We start from the raw sequence: 14,614 nt of genomic DNA, 5'->3' as shown, positions 1-14,614 counted from the left end.
CGCCCGCGGCCCCGGCCACGCAATACGTTGGCGCCATGACACCCCCGCAGGCCGCGCCCGCCCCCGCCGGTCTCCCGTCGCCGACCGCGACGGCCCTGCTCACCGACCGCTACGAGCTGACGATGCTGCAGGCCGCGCTGGCCGACGGCACGGCGCACCGCCGCTGCGTGTTCGAGGTGTTCACGCGCCGCCTGCCCCCGGGCCGCCGCTACGGGGTCGTGGCCGGCACCGGCCGGCTGCTGGAGGCCCTGCCGGACTTCCGGTTCACGGCGACCGAGCTCGACTGGCTCGCCGACGCGCGGGTCGTGGACGACGCGACGCTCGAGTTCCTCGCGGGCTACCGGTTCGGCGGGTCCGTCCGCGGGTACGCGGAGGGCGAGGTGTTCTTCCCGCAGTCCCCGCTGCTGGTCGTCGAGGGCACGTTCGCCGAGGCGGTGCTGCTGGAGACCCTCGTGCTGTCGGTGCTCAACCACGACTCGGCGGTCGCGTCGGCGGCGTCGCGCATGACGAGCGCGGCCGTCGACCGCCCGTGCCTGGAGATGGGCGCGCGTCGGGCGCACGAGGAGGCGGCGGTCGCGGCGGCCCGGGCGGCGGTCGTCGCCGGGTTCGCGGCGACGTCGAACCTGGAGGCGGGCCGGCGCTACGGGCTGAAGACGATCGGCACCGCGGCGCACGCGTTCACGCTGCTGCACGACGACGAGGAGGCGGCGTTCGCGTCGCAGGTCGCGGCGCTGGGGCCGGGCACGACGCTCCTCGTCGACACGTACGACGTGCGGCGGGGCGTCGAGCGGGCCGTCGCCGCGGCGGGCACGGGGCTGGGCGCGGTGCGCCTCGACTCGGGTGACCTGGGCGTGCTGGCGCACGAGGTGCGCCGGCAGCTCGACGGTCTGGGGGCGACGGGGACGCGGATCGTCGTGACGTCCGACCTCGACGAGTACGCGATCGCGTCGCTCGCGGCGGCGCCGGTCGACAGCTACGGCGTCGGGACGTCGGTGGTCACGGGCTCGGGCGCCCCGACGTGCGGGATGGTCTACAAGCTCGTCGCGCGCGAGGGGCGGGACGGCGCGCTGGCGCCGGTCGAGAAGCGCTCGACGGCGAAGATCAGCGTCGGGGGCCGCAAGGAGGCGGCGCGGCGGCGGGGGCCGGACGGCCGTGCCGTCGAGGAGGTCCTGGTCGTCGGCCCCGACGCGTCGGTGGTGACGTGGGCCCCGGACGACGAGGCGCTGCGGCCGCTGCTGGTGCCGCTGGTGACGGACGGCGAGGTGGACGCGTCGTGGACGGGTCCGGCCGGGGTGGTGCGGGCACGGGATCGGCACCGCGCCTCGCGGGACGAGCTCCCGCGCGGGGCGCGGAGGCTGTCGGCCGACGAGGCCGCGGTGCCGACGGTGACGCTGCGGCTGCCCGGACGGGACTGAGGGGACCGTCCGGGCCGCCGCGCGTCAGGCCTGGGTCGGGACCGAGGCCGGGTCAGACCCGGGATCGACCGCGGCCGACCAGCCCGAGGACCAGGCTGACGACGAGGACGACGACACCGATCCAGATGAGGAACTGGCCGATGTTCGTCGCGACGCCGAGGACGACGAGGACGACACCGACGAGGATGAGGATGAGCCAGCTGGGCATGGGTTGACCCCTTTCTGAAGGCAACTCTTGCGTGGCGACCGACAGGCTCCGGGGGGACCCGGCGCCGTGAAGCACGGGGAAGACGCTGCCAGCGCCGCGCGGGGTCGGCACGTCGAGAGGCCGACTTGCACGGGGACGCGCCGGTGCTATGTGGTCACGCGTCCAGGGCTGTGACCTGCGGAGACGCGCCCAGCACCCGTTGTCCGAAATGTGAGACGGGGGTTGTTCCGTCTCATTCGGAGGAGTAATCGCGCGATGCTCATCCAGGGGCACCGAGCGAGGGCGTCAGCGCTTGCCGACGAACCACCCGCGGATCATCTCGACCCGCGCCGTCAGCTGGCCCGGGTCCGCCAGCGCGACCTCGGGACCCCCGCACCGCCGCCGCAGCTCCGCGTGCACCGCACCGTGCGGCTGCCCGCTGCGCCGCGACCACGCGCCGACGAGCTGCGCGAGCTCCTTGCGCAGCTCCGCCTGCTTGCGGTGGTCCACCTCCGGCGCCGGCTCCGCGACCGTCGTCCGTCGGCGGCCCTTGAGCTGGTCCGCCTGCCGCTGGCGCAGCAGCGCCGAGACCTGGTCGGCGTCGAGCAGCCCCGGCAGGCCGAGGAAGTCGAGCTCCTCCTCCGAGCCGACCTCGGCCTCCGTGCCGAACTCGCCGCCGTCGAACAGCACGCGGTCGAACGACGCCTGCGCCTCGAGCGCCTCGAACGTGCCCTGCTTGCCGTCCGGCCCGAGCGCGTCGGGACCGTTGCGCTCGGAGTTCGCCGCCGCGAGCAGCGCGTCCTCCGGGTTGAAGTCGGCGCCCTGCTCCTCCGCCGTCTTCGGGCGGTCCAGGGCGTGGTCCCGCTCGAGCTCCATGCTGTTCGCGAGCCCGAGCAGCTGCGGCACCGACGGCAGGAAGACCGACGCCGTCTCACCCCGCCGGCGGGCCCGGACGAACCGGCCGACGGCCTGCGCGAAGAACAGCGCGGTCGCGGTGCTCGTCGCGTACACGCCGACCGCGAGGCGGGGGACGTCGACGCCCTCGGAGACCATCCGGACCGCCACGAGCCAGCGCGACTCGCTCGCGGAGAACTCGTCGATCTTGTCGCTCGCGCCGTCGTCGTCGGACAGCACGACCGTCGGCGACTCCCCCGTCAGCCGGGCCAGGTGGCCCGCGTACGCGCGCGCGTCGGTCTGGTCGGTCGCGATGATCATCGCGCCCGCGTCCGGCACCGTGCGCCGCACCTCGGTGAGCCGCCGGTCGGCGGCCGCCAGGACGCTCGGGATCCACTCGCCGTTCGGGTCGAGGGCCGTCCGCCACGCCTGCGCCGTCATGTCCTTGGTCAGCGGCTCGCCGAGCCGGGCGCTGACCTCGTCGCCCGCCCGCGTGCGCCAGCGCATCGAGCCGCTGTACGACAGGAAGATCACGGGCCGCACGACGTGGTCGCGCAGCGCGTCCCCGTAGCCGTACGTGTAGTCCGCCAGGCTGCGCCGGATGCCCTCGCCGTCACGCGCGTACCGCACGAACGGGATCGCCGCGGTGTCGGAGCGGAACGGCGTCCCGGTGAGGCTCAGCCGTCGGGTCGCGTCCTCGAACGCCTCCCGGACCGCGTCGCCCCACGACAGCGCGTCGCCGCCGTGGTGCACCTCGTCGAGGATCACGAGCGTGCGCTCGGCGGTCGTGCGCGCCGCGTGCAGCGCGGGCTTGGACGCGACCTGCGCGTACGTCACCGCGACGCCGTCGAAGCCGTGGCCGTGCCGGCCCTGGGCGTTCGAGAAGTTCGGGTCCAGGCGGATCCCGACGCGAGCGGCGGCGTCGGCCCACTGCTTCTTCAGGTGCTCCGTCGGCGCCACGACCGTGACGCGCCGGACGACCCGCGCCTCGAGCAGCTCGGTCGCGATCCGCAGGGCGAACGTCGTCTTGCCCGCCCCGGGCGTCGCGACGGCCAGGAAGTCACGCGGCGACTGCGCCCGGTACGCCTCCAGCGCCTCGGCCTGCCACGCCCGCAGCTTGCCCGCGGTCCCCCACGGCGCACGCCCGGGGAACGCCGGCGGCAGGTGGGAGGCCGCCGACGTGGACGCGTGGGTCGAGGTGGAGGACGGGCGCGCGGCCCCGCTCACTTGCCGCCGCGGCCGAAGCCCCAGCGACGACCCCCGCCCGAGCCCTCGGAGCCGCCGCCCTCGCCGGACGCACCCTCGCCGTCCTGCGGGTCCCGCAGCCCCTCGTAGATCTCCTTGCACACGGGGCAGACGGGGAACTTGTTCGGGTCGCGGCCCGGCACCCAGACCTTCCCGCAGAGCGCGATCACGGGCTTGCCGCTCATCGCGGACTCCATGATCTTCTCCTTGCGCACGTAGTGCGCGAAGCGCTCGTGGTCGCCCGGCTCCACCTGCTCGTGCGTCTCCTGACGCTCGAGCACGCTCGTCGACGTGCCCTGGCCCGGGTCGGACGGGTCGGCGGGGCCGGTCGGCGGGAGGGGCTCACTCATGCGCAGGAGTCTACGTCGAGGCGCCCACGCGACCGAGAGCGACACCGGCCCGCGGACTAGATAGACAGCCTGACTAGATAGTCGTACTGTCTAGTCCGTGACGACGAACCCCTGGCCCGGCGAGTGGATGCGCGGCGTGCTCGACCTGTGCGTCCTCGCCGTCCTCGCCGAGGGCCGCACGTACGGCTACGCCGTCGCCGCCCGGCTCGACGAGCTCGGCCTGGGCACGATCAAGGGGGGCACGCTCTACCCCCTGCTCGCCCGCCTCGAGGAGGCCGGGCACGTGACGACGCACTGGGAGGCCGGCGACGGCGGCCCCGGACGCAAGTACTTCGCGCTCACCGCCGCCGGGCGTGCCGCCCTTGCCGCCCGCGCCGACGCGTGGCGGACCTTCGCCGCCCTGACCACCACGATCACGTCCGCCGCCACGGCGCCCCCAGCGGTCGACGCGGCCGTCGACGCGGCCGTCGACGCCGCCGCGGAGCCCGCCACCGGGGCGCCGGCCGGGCGCCCACCGAACCCCCAGGAGCCGAGATGACGACCGACCGCCCGCACACGCGAGACGCCCACCCCGGGTCCGACGCCGCCTGGCGCGAGGAGCTCGTGCTCGCGCTGCGTGCCCGCGACGTCGACGGCGCACGGATCGGGGAGGTCCTGGCCGAGGTCGACGAGCACTGCCGCGCGAGCGGCGAGGACGCCGCCGAGGCGTTCGGCGACCCCGCCGCGTACGCCGCGGCCCGGACGGTCGACGAGCTCGACCCGTCGGACCGGTCTCCCCGCCGCTCCCCGTCGGTGCGCCAGGCGGTCGCCCACCTGCCGTCGCTGCTCGGCCTGCTGCTCGTCGTGGCCTGCGCGGGCCGCACGACGGTGCCGGTCACCGTCGGGTGGCTCCTCGCCGCCGCGCTCTACCCCGTCGCGGCCACGCTCGTCGTGCACGTCGTCCTCGACGCCGCGCTCACCGGCCGGTCGCGGCGCGGCCTGGTCGTCGCCTGGGCGCTGCTCACGGCCACGTCGGTCGCCGCCCTCGCCGCGGTCCTGCTGCTCCCGGGTGTCCTCGTGACCCTGCCCCGCACGGTCGCCCTCGTCGGCGGCGGGACGCTGCTCGTCGCGGGGGCGCTCGTCGCCACACGGTCCGCCGTCCGGAGCCCGGACGCCGACGTCGTGAGCCGGCCGTGGGACGACCCCGCCGACGTCCGACGTCGCAACGTCCGCGCGGGCGTGCTGGCGGCCTGGCTGCTGCCGGCCATGGCGGTCGTGGGGTACGCGGGGCTCACGGCGCTCGACGCCGCGCTCCCCGGCTGACCCACCCGGCCGGGGCCGGTCGGGAGCCGGGGGCTCAGAGGCCCTGCCAGCCGGGCTTCGCGGCGAACGTCTCCCGGTAGTAGTCGGCGAGCTGCAGGCGGGACGCGGCGGCGTCGTCGACGAGGACCGTCACGTGCGGGTGGTGCTGCAGGACGGTGGCGGGCCACATCGCCGACACCGGTCCCTCGGCGAGCTGGTGGACCGCCTCGGCCTTGCCGCGCCCCGTCGCCAGCAGCACCAGGTGGCGCGCGGACATGATCGTCGCGAGGCCCTGCGTCAGGCAGTGCGTCGGCACCTGCGCGACGTCGCCGCCGAAGAACCGCGCGTTGTCCTCCCGGGTCTGCCGCGTGAGCGTCTTGATGCGGGTGCGCGACGCGAGCGACGAGCCTGGCTCGTTGAACGCGACGTGGCCGTCGGTGCCGATCCCGAGGATCTGCAGGTCGACACCGCCGGCGTCCACGATGGCCCGCTCGTACGCCGCGCACGCCGCGCGGACGTCGTCGGCGAGGCCGTCAGGCCCCTGCACGGCGCCAGGAGCGAAGTCGACGCGCGAGGCGATCTCCTTCTCGATGACGTTGCGGTACCGCTCCGGGTGGTCCGCCGCGAGCCCCACGTACTCGTCGAGCATGAACGCGCGGGCCCGCGCGAACGAGAGGCCGTCCTGCGCGTGCCGCCGCGCGAGCTCGTCGTAGACGGCGAGCGGGCTGGACCCGGTCGCGAGCCCGAGGACGGCCGTCGGCCGGGACCGCAGGAGCTCCTCGACGGCGTCCGCGGCGAGCCGGGCGAGCTGCGCCGGCGGCGCGATGACGACCTCCATCAGCGGGTCCCTTCCGAGCGGTCGAGCGGGTGGCCGGGGCCGCGACGGCCCCGGTGACGGGCGGCGACGGTCATGCCGTGACGTCCCCGCGGCCCACGAGCGCGGCACCGACGGCACCGACCGGCACCCCCGAGGGTGCCAGGGTCACGCGCTCGGCGAGGCGCATCGACTCGAGGAACGCCGACGTGCGCGCCGCACGGTCCAGGACGCCGCGCACCGCGTCGAGCAGCGGCTCCCCCACCGCGCTCACGCCGCCACCGACCACCACGTGCCGGACGTCGCACGTGAGCACGAGGACGCGCACGGCCGCCGCGACCGCCGTCGCGAACTGGTCGCGCAGGTCGACGGCCCGCGGGTCGCCGGCCGCCGCCGCCGCGAAGACCTCGGCCGGCGCGGGCGCACCCGTGCGGCTGGGCCACGCGGCGTCGAGCGCCGAGCCGGACGCGTACTGCTCGAGGCAGCCCGCCTGCCCGCACTTGCACGGCAGGCCGTCGGGCACGAACGTCAGGTGACCGATCTCGCCGGCCGCCCCCTGGGACCCGCGCCGCAGCCGGCCGTCGAGCAGCAGGCCCGCGGCCAGGCCCGTGCCGAGCGCGAGGAACGCGAGGTCGCGCCCGCCGTCGGCGTCGTGCGGGGCGACGAACTGCGCCGCACCGACGACCGCCGCGTTGAGGTCGTTCTCCAGCCGCACCGGCACCGCGCCGACGCGCTCCGCGACGAGCGCCGCGAGCCCGACCCGTGCCTCGATGCCGAGGTTCACGGCGTGCTCGACCGTGCCCGCCGCGACGTCCACGACGCCCGGCAGCCCCAGACCGACGCCCGACAGGTCGCCCACGGCGACCCCGGCCAGGTCCGCGAGCCGCTCGACCGCCGCGACGGCACCCGAGACGACGCCGTCCAGACCTCGGACGGTCGACGCCCGCACCTCGTGGCGCACCGCGCCCGAAGGGTCGAGCGCGACGCCGAGCACCTTGCTGCCCCCGATGTCGAGACCGACGGACCAGCCGCCCGTCCCGTTCCCACGCGTGTCCACGTCAGCCCTTCACCGCGCCCGCCACCAGGCCGGACGTCATCTTCCCCTGCACGAACAGGAAGAACACGATCACGGGGATCGCGATGACCGACGCGCCGGCCATGACGACACCCCAGTCGGTCGCCCGGTTGGCCTCCACGAGGCCCTGCAGCCACAGCGGCAGGGTGCGCTGGGCGGGGTCCGTCATGACGACGAGCGCGAGCGTGTACTCGTTCCACGCCTGCAGGAACCCGTAGACGCCGGAGGCGACCAGGCCGGGGGCCAGCAGGGGGAAGGTGATGCGGAAGAAGGCGCCGACCCGCGAGAGGCCGTCGACCATCGCGGCCTCCTCGAGCTCGATCGGCACACCCGCGACGAAGCCGCGCAGCATCCAGATCGTGAACGGCAGGATCGCCGCGGTGTAGACGAGCGCGAGCCCCGACACCTTGTTGACGAGGTCCCAGCCGTCGAGCATCTGGTACTGCGAGATGAACAGGCCCTCGGCGGGGATCATCTGCACGACCAGGATCGTGAGGATGAACGACTTGCGCCCCCGGAACCGGAACCGGCTGACGGCGAGCGCCGCGAGGAACGCGAACATCAGCGCGGCGAGCAGCACGATGACGACGACCGCCAGGGACACGCGCATCGCGGCCCAGAACGTCGGGTCCTGCACGACGCCCCGGAAGTTCGACAGCGTGCCGCCGAACGGCAGGAACGTCGGGTCGGGCGCCTGCAGCTTGTTCAGCGGCAGGAACGCGCTGTTGATCATCCAGTAGATCGGGAAGACCCACGCGAGCGCGACGAGCACGGCGACGAGCCCGAGCAGGCGGCGCGCGAGCGGCGACGCCGTGCGTCCCGACTCGGCGGACGCGCGACGGCGGGCCGGGCGGGCCGGGGCGGACGCGACCTCGGGGACGCCGTGCGGCGCGGGGGCGGGGGGTGTGGCGAGCGCGCTCACAGCTCGTCCTCCTTGAGCATCTGCCGGATGTAGAACCCGGTCAGGGCGAGCGTGATGACGAGCATGATCGTGGCCAGCGCACCGGCCTTCGAGAACTCGCCCGCGTACGAGTAGATGAGGGTGCCGAGCAGGTTCGTGTCCCGCGTGGGCGCACCGGCGCGCTGCAGGACGTAGATCTGCGTGAACACCTTGAGGTCCCAGATGACCTGCAGCAGCATGACGATCGACAGGACGGGCCGCATCATCGGGATCGTGATGCCCCAGAACCGCTGCCAGCCGGACGCACCGTCGAGCTGGGCGGCCTCCATCGTCTCCTCGGGCACCTGCAGCAGGCCGGCGTAGACCGAGAACACGACGAACGGCACCGACATCCACACGACGATGACGGTCGCGACGAAGTAGAACGACAGCGGCTCGATGATCCACGAGTGGCCCGCCATCGAGTCGATCCCGAGGACCTCCGACAGGACCCAGTTGATGACGCCGTACTGGGTGTCGAACAGCCACTGCCACACCGTCATCGACGCGAGCACGGGGGTGCCCCAGGCGAGCAGCAGCGAGACCTGCAGCGTCGTGCGGGCGACCTTGCCGACGCGCGACATGAGGACCGCGAGCGCGACGCCGACCACCATGGTCACGGCCGCGTTGAGCAGGCAGAACAGGATGGAGCGGCCGATGACCGTCCAGACGTACGGGTCGGTCAGCAGGTCGGTGTAGTTCGCGAGGCCGACCCACTCGGCCGGCTGGCCGAACTGCTGGCGCAGCCCGTACTCCTGGAAGGAGATGACGAACTGCCGGACCAGGGGGTAGCCGAGCGCGACGCCGATGACGACGGCGGCGGGGACGAGCAGGCCGTAGGCGCCGAACGGGGGGCGCCGGCGGCGGGGCGTGACCGGCGCGGCGCCGGTGACGTCGACCGCGGGGGCGGTGGCTGCCATGCGTGGAGCTCCTTCGGTGGAACGGCCGGGGCTGCGGGTCGCAGCACCCGGCCGCGCCGGACCAGAACCGGCCGGGTGCTGCGCGTGCGAGCGCCCGGCCGGTCGGTGATCAGTTGAGCGTGTCCGCCAGGAGCTGGTCCGCAGCCGCGGCAGCCTCCGCGACGTCGGCGCCCGTGGCGATCTGCTGGAAGAAGTCCTCCAGGATGCGGTCGCCCTCGACGTCCGCCCACTTCTCGGCGGCCGGCGTGAGCTTCGCGTTGAGCGCGGCCGAGATCGCGGCCTGGGCGTAGACGTCGTCACCCATCGACGACGCGTACTCCGTGTTGCCCGGGATCAGGCCGTTCTCGCCGAGCATCTGCTGGAACTCGGGCGAGTAGATGATCCGGACCAGGCTCTTGGCGAGGTCCTGGTTCTTCGACTTCGCGGCGACGGCGATGTTCGAGCCGCCCGCGAAGGCGGTGGCGTAGTCACCCGCGGCGTTGCCCGGCATCGCGAAGACGCCGGTGTGCTCCTCGTTGCAGGCCTGCTGCTCGCCGCGCAGGGCCTTGGCCTCGTCGGACGTGTCGTCCGGGTCGACGCCCTTGTTGCACTGCGGCAGGTCGATGCTCCACCGCGCCCACGTCGGGGCGGAGAACATCGCGGCCTGGCCGGCGTTGAACGGGACCCACGGCTCGTTCGAGTCGGAGTCGGCCGGCGCGTTCGTGGCGTTCGCGAACAGGTCGGCGACCTGCTCGAGGCCCTCGATCGACTTCGGCTCGGACAGGGCGCCCTTCCACTCGTCGCCCTCCTGCACCGCGAAGTCGCCGCCCGCGGTGTAGAGCCAGGTGGCGCCGTTGTACCAGTCCTGGCCGGGGAACCAGAAGCCGGAGACCGAGTCGGACTGGAGCTTCTTGGCGGCCTCGCCGAACTCGGCGATGGTCGTCGGCACCTCGACGCCGGCGGCGGCGAACATGTCCTTGTTGTAGAAGACCGCGCGGGCGCCCGAGTAGTAGGGCAGCGCGTAGTTCTTGCCGTCGGCGATGCCCGCGTCGACGAAGCCCTGCAGGAGCTTGGCCCCGCCGACCTCCTCGTACAGGTCGCTGATGTCGGAGAACGCGCCCGCGTAGGTGAACGTCGCGGACTGGGTGTTGCCGATCTCCACGACGTCGGGCGTCTGGTCCTCGGAGGCGAGCGCGGTCTGCAGGCGCGGGACGAGCCCGCTCCAGTCCTGCTCCTCGATGACGAGCTTCGAGCCGGGGTTCTCGGCCTCGAACGTCGTCACGAGGTACTCGCGCAGCGCGTCACCGGTGTCGGTGCCGTTGAGCCAGAGCTTGATCGTGGCCGGCTCGGGGGTGCCGGCCTCGGACGGGTCCGAGCTGGGGTCGTCGCCCGAGCTGCACGCCGTGAGCGTGAGCGCGGCTGCCACGCCGACGGCCGCGAAACGTAGCATCTTCACGTTGGGGTTCCTCCCGTGAGCGAGGCGAGCGCCGTACGGCGTCGCCGGGGTGGTGGTTCCGACTGCAAGGGGTCGGCTCGGGGTCGTCACGTGACCCCGAGCTGACCTGACAGGACGAGGACCGTCGCGCCTGCGAGGGTCCCGTCCTCGTCGAGGGAGCCCATCCGCAGGGCCAGGCCGTCGCCGATGACGGGCATGGTCCGGGCGCGGAGGGTGGCGAGCGCCGACTCGCGCAGGGGGCCGTCCAGCAGCTCCGGGGGGCCGGAGAGCAGGACGTCTGCGAGGTCGAGCGCGCTGACGACGGGTGCGAGGGCGATGCCCAGCAGCCGTCCGACCGACGCGAGGTGCGCGTCGGACTCCTGGGGGTCCCCGGCGACGGCGAGCCGCAGGGCGGGGACGGAGAGCACCGTCTCGAGGCAGCCGGCGCGGCCGCACGCGCAGGGCGCGGGCACCTGGCCGGGGACGGTGCCGTCGACGACGGTCACGTGGCCGATCTCGCCGGCGGCGTGGTGGCGGCCGAGCACGAGGGCGCCGTCGACGACGATCCCGGCGCCGACGCCCTGGCCGACGGTGACGACGATGGTGCCCTTGCCGCTCGCGTCGCCGTAGGTGAACTCGGCGAGCGCGCGGGTGTTGGCGTCGTTGGCGACGTGCACGGGGACGCCGAGCGAGGCGGTGAGCCGCTCGGCGAGCGGGAGGCCGTACCAGCCGCGGTTGGGGGCCTGGACGACGACGCCCGCGGGGTCGATGACGCCGGGCGACGCGATGCCGACGCCGATGACGGGCCGCTGCGCGGCGTCGAGCAGGTCGCGGCACAGCGCGTCGAGCAGCTCGACGGCGGGCTCCCCCGTCTGGCCGTCGAGCGGGACGGACCGGCGGGCGACGACGGCGCCGTCGAGCGACATGACGGCACCGTGCAGGCGCAGGTCGTCGGTGAGGTCGACGGCGACGACCTGGTAGGCCTCGGTCCGCATGCCGACGAGCGTCGCGGGCTTGCCGACCTTGCCCTCGGCACGGATGCCGAGCTCCTCGACGAGCCCCTCCCCGATGAGCTCGGAGACGAGGCCGGAGACGGTGACGCGGGTGAGGCCGGTGCTGCGCGCGAGGTCGGCGCGCGAGGAGGGGCCGACGTGGAACAGGTGCGCGAGGACCATCGACCGGTTGTGCGCGCGGCCGTGCTCGGGCAGCGCCTTGGCGGTGGGTCGCAGCATGCGTCCCACGCGCCGGGCGGTCCCGGTGGCGGCGGCCGGGCCGGTGGAGGTGGTCGAGGTCACGTTTGTTAGTAGAGCGTCCTTACTAATCCTGGTCAAGGGTCCAGATGTGACCGTGACCACATCGTGACCGTCCGTTCACACGCCCGACGCGAGCACTCCGACCGCGACACACGACCGACATCTGCGCAGGTGGGAGCGCATCCAGCACCCCTGACGTGCGACGACGCGCAGCCCGCGGCGACGCGCGCGCGGAACACCCGCTCCCCCTGCCACGTTGCACGACGCATGGAGCTCGGCCTGTACACGTTCGGCGACATTCACCCCGACCCGCGCACCGGAGCGACCGTCTCCCCCGCGCAGCGCCTGCGCGAGATCCTCGAACGGATCCGCCTCGCCGAGCAGGTCGGTCTCGACTACGTCGGCATCGGCGAGCACCACCGGCCCGACTACGCGATCTCCTCGCCGTCGACCGTCATCGCCGCCGCCCTCGCCCAGACCGAGCGGATCACCGTCGGCAGCGCCGTCACCGTCCTGTCCACCGAGGACCCCGTCCGCGTGCACCAGCAGTTCTCGACCATGGACCTGCTGTCGGGCGGGCGCGTCGAGCTGCTCGCCGGCCGCGGCTCGTTCATCGAGTCCTACCCCCTGTTCGGCGCGTCCCTCGACGACTACGACGCGCTCTTCGACGAGAAGATCGACCTGCTGCTGCGCCTCGACGCCGCCGAGCGCACCACCTGGTCCGGCCGGTTCCGCGCCCCGCTCGACGACGCGCTCGTCCTGCCCCGCCCGCTCGACTAGCCAGGGCTCGGCGAGCACCTGCGCATCGCGATCGCCACGGGCGGCAACCCGCGCTCGTCCGCCCGCGCCGGCACGCTCGGCCTGCCCGTGAGCTACGCGATCATCGGCGGCCAGCCCGCGTCCTTCGCACCCCTGGTCGACCTCTACCGCGAGGCGTACGCCGCCTCCACACGACCGGGCCGCCCCGCCGAGCCGCACGTCTCCGTCGCCGGGATCGGGTTCGTCGCCGACGACGGCCGCGCCGCGCGCGACCTCTTCTACCCGTACTGGCACGAGTCGATGCGCCGCATCGCGTCCGAGCGCGGCTTCGCCCAGCCGAACCGCATCGCGTTCGAGGCCCAGTCCGCCCGCGGCGGCGCGTTCTTCGTCGGGCACCCCGAGGAGGTCGCCGAGCGCGTCGTCGCGCTCCACGCCGTCCTGGGCCACGACCGGCAGGCGTTCCAGATGGACCTGTCGGGCGTGCCCCAGCGCGAGTCGATGCACGCGATCGAGCTGCTCGGGACCCGCGTCGCGCCCCTGGTCCGCGAGGCGCTCGGGGCCTGAGCGCTACCGCCGTGCGGCGGCCCCGGCCGGGCGGTCGACCAGGACCCACGTGACCGCCGCGAGCACCGCCGCGACCACCGCCACCGACGGCCACGCCCCGAGGTGAGGGGCCAGCAGGTGCGACGCGACGAAGCACAGGGCCGCGACGACGAGCACGACGACCGTGCGCAGGGCGCCCGCGGGACGCCACGCGCGCACCGCGCACCACGCGCCCCCGGCGAGCAGGACGGCGCCGCCGAGCGCCCGCACGTCGCTCACCTGCGCGACCGCGAAGCCGACGACGAGCGTGAGGGCGGCGATGAGGGCGGTCGGGACGCGGCGCACGCGGTCACCCTACGTCCGACACCCTGGCCGGCCCGGGCACCGCCCCCCGCGCCCCGTCGCCCGGACGGACGTCCTGTGCCACCCCGGGACGGCGCGCACTAGGTTGGGACGGCCAGCGCGGTCGCGCACCCACCATCCGCTCCGAGAGGGAGACCCGTGTCCTCGCACCCCATCGACGCCACCAGCACGAGCGCGTGGCAGGACCTCAGCACGCACGAGTCGACGCTGCACGCCGACCTGCGTGGCTGGTTCGCCGCCGACCCGTCGCGCGCCGAGCGCCTGTCGTTCCCGCTCGCGGACCTGCACGTCGACCTGTCGAAGAACCTCGTCACCGACGAGACCCTCGCGCTGCTCGTGCGCCTCGCCGACGAGGTCGGGCTGGCCGACCGGCTGCAGGCGCAGCTGCGCGGCGACCACATCAACGTGACCGAGGACCGTGCCGTCCTGCACACCGCGCTGCGCCGTCCCGCGGGCGTCGAGCCGCGCCTCGTCGTCGACGGGCAGGACGTCGACGCCGACGTGCAGGCCGAGCTCGCCAAGATGTCGGCGTTCGCGGAGCGCGTGCGCTCGGGCGAGTGGACGGGCGTCACGGGCGAGCGCGTGAAGACCGTCGTCAACATCGGCATCGGCGGGTCCGACCTCGGCCCGGTCATGGCGTACGAGGCCCTCAAGCCGTACGTGCAGGACGGCCTCGAGGTTCGCTTCGTGTCGAACATCGACCCGACCGACCTCGCGGAGAAGGTCAAGGGGCTCGACGCCACGACGACGCTGTTCATCGTCGCGTCCAAGACGTTCGGCACGCTGGAGACCCTGACGAACGCGCGGCTGGCGCGCGACTGGCTGTGGGCGCAGCTCGGCACCGACGACACGGACGAGGCCCGCAACGCGGCCGTCGCGCAGCACTTCGTCGCGGTGTCGACCGCGCTCGACAAGGTCGCGGCGTTCGGCATCGACCCCGCGAACGCGTTCGGGTTCTGGGACTGGGTCGGCGGCCGCTACTCGGTCGACTCCGTCATCGGCACGTCGCTCGCGATCGCGATCGGCCCCGACGCGTTCCGCGAGTTCCTCGCCGGGTTCCGTGCGGTCGACGAGCACGTCGCCGGCACGCCGTTCGAGCGCAACGTGCCCGTCCTCATGGGCCTGCTCAACGTCTGGTACGTCAACTTCCTCGGCGCGCAC

The 14,614-nt window shown here is 74.2% G+C and carries 14 protein-coding genes and 1 pseudogene; 5 read left to right on the top strand and 10 right to left on the bottom strand.

The genetic code is table 11. The features are described 5' to 3' along the window. The first annotated feature begins 35 nt into the window (after positions 1 to 35). On the top strand, positions 36 to 1,415 hold the full coding sequence (locus tag CBZ_RS05755; protein WP_130780631.1) for a nicotinate phosphoribosyltransferase: 1,380 nt from the start codon (positions 36 to 38) through the stop codon (positions 1,413 to 1,415). A gap of 52 nt (positions 1,416 to 1,467) precedes the next feature. Here CBZ_RS05755 and CBZ_RS20765 read toward each other — a convergent pair whose 3' ends face one another. The 3 genes from CBZ_RS20765 to CBZ_RS05740 form a co-directional block, all read right to left on the bottom strand. Further along, a complete protein-coding gene (locus tag CBZ_RS20765; protein WP_165446671.1) occupies positions 1,468 to 1,623 on the bottom strand; it encodes a hypothetical protein in 156 nt (51 codons plus the stop codon). 285 nt (positions 1,624 to 1,908) lie between these two features. Next, the gene (locus CBZ_RS05745; RefSeq protein ID WP_130780629.1) at positions 1,909 to 3,723 is read right to left on the bottom strand and encodes a DEAD/DEAH box helicase; all 1,815 of its coding nucleotides are present in this window, start codon (positions 3,721 to 3,723) and stop codon (positions 1,909 to 1,911) included. Beyond that, complete coding sequence (locus tag CBZ_RS05740; protein ID WP_130780628.1) at positions 3,720 to 4,091, bottom strand: DUF3039 domain-containing protein; 372 nt, start codon at positions 4,089 to 4,091, stop codon at positions 3,720 to 3,722. Before CBZ_RS05740 ends, CBZ_RS05745 begins: the two co-directional genes overlap by 4 nt. 97 nt (positions 4,092 to 4,188) lie before the next feature. Here CBZ_RS05740 and CBZ_RS05735 point away from each other — a divergent pair, with 97 nt between their 5' ends. Both CBZ_RS05735 and CBZ_RS05730 read left to right on the top strand, forming a co-directional pair. Beyond that, the gene (locus CBZ_RS05735; protein WP_130780627.1) at positions 4,189 to 4,629 is read left to right on the top strand and encodes a PadR family transcriptional regulator; all 441 of its coding nucleotides are present in this window, start codon (positions 4,189 to 4,191) and stop codon (positions 4,627 to 4,629) included. Then, entirely contained in the window at positions 4,626 to 5,393 is a 768-nt protein-coding gene (locus CBZ_RS05730) for a hypothetical protein (RefSeq protein WP_130780626.1), read from the top strand. Before CBZ_RS05735 ends, CBZ_RS05730 begins: the two co-directional genes overlap by 4 nt. Before the next feature lie 34 nt (positions 5,394 to 5,427). Here the strand turns inward: CBZ_RS05730 and nagB are convergent, their stop codons facing one another. The 6 genes from nagB to CBZ_RS05700 all read right to left on the bottom strand — a co-directional run bounded on the left by nagB (position 5,428) and on the right by CBZ_RS05700 (position 11,767). Next, on the bottom strand, positions 5,428 to 6,210 hold the full coding sequence (gene nagB / locus CBZ_RS05725; RefSeq protein ID WP_130780625.1) for a glucosamine-6-phosphate deaminase: 783 nt from the start codon (positions 6,208 to 6,210) through the stop codon (positions 5,428 to 5,430). A 70-nt stretch (positions 6,211 to 6,280) separates the two neighbouring features. Next, positions 6,281 to 7,243, bottom strand: coding sequence for an ROK family protein (locus CBZ_RS05720; protein WP_130780624.1), 963 nt, complete (start codon positions 7,241 to 7,243; stop codon positions 6,281 to 6,283). A 1-nt stretch (position 7,244) separates the two neighbouring features. Further along, positions 7,245 to 8,183, bottom strand: coding sequence for a carbohydrate ABC transporter permease (locus CBZ_RS05715; RefSeq protein ID WP_130780623.1), 939 nt, complete (start codon positions 8,181 to 8,183; stop codon positions 7,245 to 7,247). Next, on the bottom strand, positions 8,180 to 9,121 hold the full coding sequence (locus CBZ_RS05710) for a carbohydrate ABC transporter permease (RefSeq protein ID WP_130780622.1): 942 nt from the start codon (positions 9,119 to 9,121) through the stop codon (positions 8,180 to 8,182). The genes CBZ_RS05715 and CBZ_RS05710 overlap by 4 nt, the downstream gene beginning before the upstream one ends. Positions 9,122 to 9,230: 109 nt before the next feature. Continuing rightward, a complete protein-coding gene (locus CBZ_RS05705) occupies positions 9,231 to 10,550 on the bottom strand; it encodes an extracellular solute-binding protein (RefSeq protein ID WP_165446673.1) in 1,320 nt (439 codons plus the stop codon). A 92-nt stretch (positions 10,551 to 10,642) separates the two neighbouring features. Next, complete coding sequence (locus CBZ_RS05700) at positions 10,643 to 11,767, bottom strand: ROK family transcriptional regulator (RefSeq protein ID WP_130780653.1); 1,125 nt, start codon at positions 11,765 to 11,767, stop codon at positions 10,643 to 10,645. 288 nt (positions 11,768 to 12,055) lie between these two features. Here CBZ_RS05700 and CBZ_RS05695 point away from each other — a divergent pair. Next, a pseudogene (locus tag CBZ_RS05695) lies at positions 12,056 to 13,111 on the top strand (LLM class flavin-dependent oxidoreductase). Between the two features lie 3 nt (positions 13,112 to 13,114). On the opposite strand, the gene CBZ_RS05690 reads toward CBZ_RS05695, so the two are convergent. Further along, a complete protein-coding gene (locus CBZ_RS05690; protein WP_130780620.1) occupies positions 13,115 to 13,435 on the bottom strand; it encodes a hypothetical protein in 321 nt (106 codons plus the stop codon). A gap of 156 nt (positions 13,436 to 13,591) precedes the next feature. On the opposite strand from CBZ_RS05690, the gene CBZ_RS05685 reads away from it, so the two are divergent. Further along, the coding region (locus tag CBZ_RS05685; protein ID WP_507762208.1) for a phosphoglucose isomerase-related protein at positions 13,592 to 14,614 on the top strand (1,023 nt) is incomplete at its 3' end.

This window comes from Cellulomonas biazotea (assembly GCF_004306155.1).
In the GTDB taxonomy this organism is placed as follows: Bacteria; Actinomycetota; Actinomycetes; order Actinomycetales; family Cellulomonadaceae; genus Cellulomonas; species Cellulomonas biazotea.
This window is presented reverse-complemented; position numbering and strand designations above follow the sequence as displayed.

What these genes read in the sequence shown, in the direction of transcription:
- CBZ_RS05755 (WP_130780631.1), top strand. Translation starts at nt 36, where the DNA reads ATGACACCCCCGCAGGCCGCGCCCGCCCCCGCCGGTCTCCCGTCGCCG.
- CBZ_RS20765 (WP_165446671.1), bottom strand. Translation starts at nt 1,623, where the DNA reads ATGCCCAGCTGGCTCATCCTCATCCTCGTCGGTGTCGTCCTCGTCGTC.
- CBZ_RS05740 (WP_130780628.1), bottom strand. Translation starts at nt 4,091, where the DNA reads ATGAGTGAGCCCCTCCCGCCGACCGGCCCCGCCGACCCGTCCGACCCG.
- CBZ_RS05730 (WP_130780626.1), top strand. Translation starts at nt 4,626, where the DNA reads ATGACGACCGACCGCCCGCACACGCGAGACGCCCACCCCGGGTCCGAC.
- nagB (WP_130780625.1), bottom strand. Translation starts at nt 6,210, where the DNA reads ATGGAGGTCGTCATCGCGCCGCCGGCGCAGCTCGCCCGGCTCGCCGCG.
- CBZ_RS05710 (WP_130780622.1), bottom strand. Translation starts at nt 9,121, where the DNA reads ATGGCAGCCACCGCCCCCGCGGTCGACGTCACCGGCGCCGCGCCGGTC.
- CBZ_RS05705 (WP_165446673.1), bottom strand. Translation starts at nt 10,550, where the DNA reads ATGCTACGTTTCGCGGCCGTCGGCGTGGCAGCCGCGCTCACGCTCACG.
- CBZ_RS05700 (WP_130780653.1), bottom strand. Translation starts at nt 11,767, where the DNA reads ATGCTGCGACCCACCGCCAAGGCGCTGCCCGAGCACGGCCGCGCGCAC.